Origin of the sequence: Micrococcus sp. HSID17227 (assembly GCF_003989405.1) — a bacterium.
Classification (GTDB): Bacteria; Actinomycetota; Actinomycetes; order Actinomycetales; family Micrococcaceae; genus Micrococcus; species Micrococcus luteus.
This window is the reverse complement of the sequence record NZ_RBLN01000136.1, coordinates 1-6041: the sequence shown is the minus strand read 5'-3', so window position 1 is coordinate 6041 and position 6041 is coordinate 1. Positions and strand designations below refer to the sequence as shown.

Here is a 6041-nt window from a genome sequence, read left to right as displayed (position 1 = left end):
CGGCGCCGAGGTGCGCCGCTCCTACTCGATCTGCGCCGTCCCGAAGCGCGGCGAGATCCGCGTGGCCGTGAAGAAGGACATCGGCGGCAGGTTCTCCACATGGGCCAACGAGAGCCTCGAGGTCGGCCGACGACGCCGCGTGCGAGCCCTGCCCGCCGTCGGTCACGTCGTTCTCGTTCTTCTTGCCGAACATGGATCGGCCTTTCTTGTCGTTCGCGCTCATCGCTGACCGTCCTCGTCCGCGTCGGAGATCCGTGCGGATCCGCCGGCCTCCTCCACGGGGGCCTCGATCCGACCGGCCGTCGGGGCCGCGGCCAGACCGCCCGCCGTCGTCGCACCGGCCTCGGTGGCGGCCGCGCGGCGGCCGAAGAAGCGGAGCCTGCGGTGGGCGCCCCCACCCTGGCGCGGGTCGAAGGCGTCGCGCAGGCCGTCGCCGAGGAAGTTCACGGACAGGGCGATCGCGAGGATGATCATGCCGGGCCACCAGAACAGCCACGGACGGGTGGTGAACGCGTTCTGGTAGTCGGAGATGAGCAGGCCCAGGGACGAGTCCGGCGCCTTCACGCCGAAGCCGAGGAAGGACAGCGAGGTCTCCAGCAGCACCGCGCCCGCGATCGCGAACGTCGCGTTCACGACGATCACGCCGATCGTGTTGGGCAGCAGGTGCTTGAAGATCAGACGGCCCGGCTTGGCGCCCATGGCGACGGCGGCCGCCACGAACTCCTTCTCGCGCAGGGACAGGACCTCTCCGCGCACGAGGCGGGCCAGGGACGTCCAGGACACGAGGCCGAGCACCACCGCGAGCGGGAGGATGCCCATCTTCATGCCGCTGGCCATCTGGCCGAGCACCGCGGCGAGCACGAGCAGCGGGATGACGATGATCAGGTCGGTCAGGCGCATGAGCAGGGAGTCGACCCAGCCGCCGAAGTACCCGGACACGGCGCCGACGATCGCGCCGATCACGGTGGAGAGCAGGCCCACGATGGCCGCGATGATCATGGACTGCTGGGTCCCGCGCATCACGAGGGCGAAGTAGTCCTTGCCCGTGGTGTCCTGGCCGAAGGGGTGCTCGCCCCAGCGGAGGCCCTCGCCCCCGAAGGCCTGCGGCACGACCGACAGCGTCGGGCGACCGCCGTTCACCACGGAGGCCGCGGCCGTGTAGGACTTGTCCCACCAGCCGGGGATGCCGGCGAAGCCGATGGAGGAGAACGCCATCAGCGTGATGAAGACCAGCACGATCAGGGAGATCATCGCCGCCCTGTGGCGGAAGAACCGCTTGCGGACCAGGGCGCCCTGGGAGTAGGACTTCCCGGCCTTGGCGCGGAGCTTGGCGTCCTCCGCCTCCGCAAGGTCGAAGATCTGCTTCTCGTCGAGCTGCGCGCCCGTCATCGAGGAGTTGTTGGTGGTCATCTGGCTCACACTCGAATCCGGGGGTCGAGGACGGCGTAGAGCACGTCCGCCACGAGGTTCATCAGCACGGCGGCGGTGCCCGTCACGAGGAAGAACGCCATCACGGGCATGGGGTCCACGTCGCGCAGGCCGGTGGCGAACAGCTCGCCCATCCCCTTCCAGCCGAACACCTGCTCCGTGATCACGGCGCCGCCGATCAGGCCGGCGAAGTCGAAGGCCATGATCGTGGTGATGGGGATCAGGGAGTTGCGGAACGCATGCTTCAGGATCACCTGGCGCTCCGGCAGGCCCTTGGCGCGCGCGGTGCGGATGTAGTCCTGGCGCGAGACCTCGAGCATGGAAGAGCGCGTGTACCGCGAGTACGTGGCCACCGAGATGATGGTCAGCAGGATGGTGGGCAGCAGAAGCTGCGCACCGCGGTCCAGGAACACCACCCAGAAGTGGGCGTCCAGGTTCGGGGTGCCCGAGCCGATCGTGGAGATCGGGCGCGGCTTGACCTTCAGGAAGGTCGGCCAGTAGTTCATCAGGTGTTCCGCCACGATCGCCACGCCCATGATCAGGGCGGTCACCAGCGAGGCAGACACGGCCGAGCCCTTGGAGAAGCCGCCGAGCAGCCGGCCCACCAGGATGGCCACCAGCACGAGGATGACGCCGAGGCCGGCCAGCAGCAGTGCGGACGGCGTCCGCCACAGCAGGCCGTAGGTGGCGTAGTAGGCGACGAGGCCGATCGCGACCGTGACCAGAGCGGCCTTGAGGACCGACCGGTTGCGCAGACCGGAGATCACCGCGGTGGCGCCGACGGCGGCGGCCAGGCCGATGACCAGCTGCACGACCGGGCCCATCTGCGGATGCCGCCAGAAGTCGACGGCGAACAGCACCCAGCCGGCGAGGAGGATGAACGCGGCGGTGGCGCCGAACGTGAAGGCGCGCCGCCTGAGGTCGCCCGCCATGACGGCCTGCAGGACCAGGCCCGCGAGGACGGCGACCCCGATGAGGAGGGGCCAGTTCAGCTCGGGGCTGCGGATCCAGTCGTTGAACCGGATCCCCATGTACTCCTTCAGGAGCACGGCCGCCCAGAACACGGGCAGCGAGAAGAAGAGGAAGATCAGGAACGTGACCACGTAGTCGAGGCCGGAGTACTGGCGGATCGCGGTGACGATGCCGATCGCGATGCCGATGATGATCGCCAGGACGGTCGCGAGCACCACGAGGCGCAGCGTGGAGGCCGCGGCGTTGCTCAGCAGGTCGGCGACGGACTGGCCGTTTCGGCTGAGGCCGAGGTCGCACTGACCGGTGACGCAGCCGCCGATGCCCTGGAGCCAGTCCCAGTACCGGGCGTACCAGGGCTGGTCCAGCCCCATGAACGCGGTGCGGGCGGCGATGAGGGTCTCGCGGTTGGGGTTCTGTGACTCTCGCAGGTCCTGGAGGGGGTCACCCGAGTGGGCCACGAGGAAGAAGAGCAGGATCGACGCGCCGAACAGCACCAGGAGGGAGCTGCCGAGGCGCTTGAGGATGAATTTCAGCACAACAGGGGGTGACCTTCCGTGCGCGTGCAAGGGAAAGGGAGGGGTGCGGGTTCGCCGCGGTTCACGGCCAGAGCCCGGCCGGTGCCCGGCCGGGCTCTGTCCTCGATCCCGACGCCGGCGGTCCGCGGGAGGCGGACCGCCGGGTCAGAGGTCAGCGGGGTGTCACTCCTGAACGCGGACCCACTGCTCCACGTTCCACAGCGCACCCGACTGGGCGGCGGTGTCGCGCACGTTGGCGACGTCGGCCTTGTGGCCGACCAGACCCGGGTGAGCGTACAGCGGGATGGCCTGGAAGTCCTCCCACAGCAGCTTCTCGATGGTCTTGACCTGCTCCAGCTGCTCGTTCTCGTCCAGCGAGGTGGCGAGCTTGTCCCAGGCCGCGTCCACCTCGGGGTTGTTGTAGCTCTGCTGGTTCTGGGCGCCGTCCGACTGGTAGATGTTCGCGCCGGAGGCCTTCTGGCCCGAGCCGGCCCAGGCGAAGAGGGCGGCGTCGTAGTCACCGGCCGGCATGACCTCCTTGAAGAACACCGGCGAGTTGGCGTCCTGCACGTCGAAGCCGGCCTGGTCGCAGGAGCTCTTGATGAGCGCGACGGTCTCGGTGCGACGCTGGTTGCCGGCCTGGTAGCCGAGGCGGACCGTGGGCTTGGAGACGCCCGACTTCTCGACGAGCTCCTTGGCCTTCTCGATGTTCGGCTGGTCCATCTCCTTCGGGTAGGCCGCGTCCACGACCTCCTGGTACTTGTCCTGGAAGGGGAAGACCTCGCGCAGGTTCATGACCTGGGCGTCCGCGTAGATCGGCTTGATCAGGTTGTCCACGATCTGCTGGCGGGGCAGGCAGAGGGCGAAGGCCTCGCGCAGCTCCGGGGAGTCCGCGAAGACCGAGCCCTCGCCGCGGTTGTAGTCCACGTGCTCCCAGGTCAGCTGGTCACCGGTCTGGACGTTGACGTCCTCGCCGAGGCCCTCGAGCTGCTGGAGGGTGTCCACGGTGGCCTGCGGCTCGATGACGTCGAGGTCGCCGTTCTGCAGGGCCTGCACGTGGGTCTTCGGGTCGGCGAAGCGGAGGACGAGCTCCTTGGTGGCCGCCGGGGTGCCCCAGTACTCGGGGTTGGCCTCAAGGGTGATGGACTGGCCGGCCTGCCAGCCGCCGTCCTTGAACTTGTAGGGGCCCATGGAGGGCACCAGCGAGGCGTCCGGCAGCTCGCCGGGGCTGAAGTCCCAGCCGTCGTTCCAGAACTCGGCCGCCGGGGTGAGCGCCTCGACGTCCTTCTCCTTCGCGGCGGTGACGAGCTCCTCGAAGCTCATGCCCGCCTCCTTGGCGACGATGTGCGCCGGCAGCGCGGTGCTGATGAGGATCTCCCAGTCCGCGTAGGGCTCCGGGTAGGTGACGGTGAACTCCTTGCCGTCGGCCTCGCCCTCGGGCGCCTCCGGGATGTACTTGCCCTGCTCGAAGGAGATCGAGTCGAACAGCGGGGTCTCGGCACCCTCGGCCTTGATCGTGTCGTTGTTCGCGGCCCAGTGGACGATGAAGTCGCCCGCGGTGACGGGGGTGCCGTCGGACCACTTGGCGTCGTCGCTGATGGTGTACTTCACGGTCAGCGGGTCGTCCGAGGTCTTCTCGTACGTGCCGAAGTCCTTGTCCGGGATGATCGAGCCGTCGGTGCCGAAGTACCAGAAGGACGAGAACATGCGGTCCGCGACGGCCGAGTTGTACGTGGTGTACGTGTTCGACTGCAGGCCGTTGTAGGACAGGAAGTCGTCGGCGCCCACCGAGTACGCGATGGAGCCGTCCTGGGTCTTGACGTCGCCCAGGTCGGCCTTCCCCGGCCCGGAGGCCTCGGCGGTGAGCTTCTGACCCTTGTCCCCTTCGATGACGTTGCCGGCGCCCGAGTCGCCGCCCTGGCTGGCGCCGGAGGCGCTGTTGCTGCTGGAGTCGCCTGCATTGCCGCCGCCCGGGGCGCACGCGGAGAGGATGAGGGCCGAGCCGGCGGCCAGGGCCGCGGCAGCGGAGAGCTTCGTGTACTTCATGGAAGGTGCTTCCGTTCATGAGAGGTGCAAGGACGTCGCGCGCCCGCATCCCTGTGGGGACCTGGTGGTGCGAGACGACCCCCGGGCCGTTCCGTCGAGACGGGACGTTCCGTGAGATGGAGCACACTGTAGCGGGAACATTCAGGTTCGCGAAAGTCCGAATCTGGATCCGTCCCGTCCGTGGCGCCGGCGCGGTCAGCGACGACGGTCCGCCAGCAGAGTCCGCACGGCCCACGCCCCGCCCATGCCATGGACGCCGGCGCCCGGCGGGGTGGAGGCGGAGGCCAGATACAGCCCGGTCCGACCCGCCCGGTGCGGCCGGGGCGACGCGGTGGGGCGCAGGAGCGCGCGCGCTCCCGCGAGCGATCCCCCCGCGATGTCACCGCCCACGAGGTTCGGGTTCCACGCCTCCAGATCGGCCGGGCGCATCGCGACCGCGGCCCCGATCCGGTCCCGGAAGCCGGGTGCGTGCCGCTCCACCTCCGCCTCGATCAGCGGACGGACGTCGCCGGGGTGGCCGTGGGGCACATGGGCGTAGGACCAGACGACCGTGTGCCCCCGGGCGGGCCCGGTGGCCCGTGAGGGGTCCGCCGCCTGCTGCTGACAGAGCATGACGAAGGGCCGCGTCGGCATCCGGCCGGCCGCGACGTCGTCCTCGGCCCGCCGGATCTCGGCGGCGGTCCCGCCCAGGTGCACCGTCCCCGCGCCCGCGAGCCGGGCGTCGCGCCACGGGATCGGCCCGTCGAGCAGGAAGTCGACCTTGGACACGGACGGCCCGGGGCGCCACCGGCGCAGGGCCGCGGCGTATCGCGGCGGCAGGCCCGTGCCGGCGACGCGCAGCACCTGGCGCGGGGTCAGGTCCAGCACGACGGCGTCCGCGGCGGGCAGCGCGCGCAGGTCCGTGACCTCGTGGCCCAGGTGCAGCCGCCCGCCGTGCGCCCGCAGCACCGCCACGAGCGACTCGACGATCGCCCCCGACCCGCCGCGCGCCACCGGCCAGCCCGAGCTCATCCCGAGCGCGCCGAAGAGCGCACCGAACGCCGCCGTCAGGGGCCGGCTCGAGGGCAGGATCGCGTGGGC

General features: G+C 70.1%; 4 protein-coding genes and 1 pseudogene. 1 reads left to right on the top strand and 4 read right to left on the bottom strand.

What is annotated here, in order from left to right; genetic code table 11:
* Positions 1–133 (top strand): annotated as a pseudogene (locus D8M29_RS07785) (phenylacetate-CoA oxygenase/reductase subunit PaaK); the annotation flags it as partial.
* A gap of 86 nt (positions 134–219) precedes the next feature.
* Here D8M29_RS07785 and D8M29_RS07780 read toward each other — a convergent pair.
* The 4 genes from D8M29_RS07780 to D8M29_RS07765 form a co-directional block, all read right to left on the bottom strand.
* Positions 220–1410 (bottom strand): ABC transporter permease, encoded by a 1191-nt coding sequence (locus D8M29_RS07780; RefSeq protein ID WP_036339168.1) that lies wholly within the window; start codon positions 1408–1410, stop codon positions 220–222.
* A gap of 5 nt (positions 1411–1415) precedes the next feature.
* Complete coding sequence (locus tag D8M29_RS07775; protein WP_036339165.1) at positions 1416–2936, bottom strand: ABC transporter permease; 1521 nt, start codon at positions 2934–2936, stop codon at positions 1416–1418.
* A 162-nt stretch (positions 2937–3098) separates the two neighbouring features.
* Complete coding sequence (locus D8M29_RS07770; RefSeq protein WP_036339161.1) at positions 3099–4961, bottom strand: ABC transporter family substrate-binding protein; 1863 nt, start codon at positions 4959–4961, stop codon at positions 3099–3101.
* Between the two features lie 195 nt (positions 4962–5156).
* On the bottom strand, positions 5157–6041 hold an 885-nt coding region (locus D8M29_RS07765), incomplete at its 5' end, for an NAD(P)/FAD-dependent oxidoreductase (protein ID WP_148111546.1).

What these genes read in the sequence shown, in the direction of transcription:
- D8M29_RS07780 (WP_036339168.1), bottom strand. Translation starts at nt 1,410, where the DNA reads ATGACCACCAACAACTCCTCGATGACGGGCGCGCAGCTCGACGAGAAG.
- D8M29_RS07770 (WP_036339161.1), bottom strand. Translation starts at nt 4,961, where the DNA reads ATGAAGTACACGAAGCTCTCCGCTGCCGCGGCCCTGGCCGCCGGCTCG.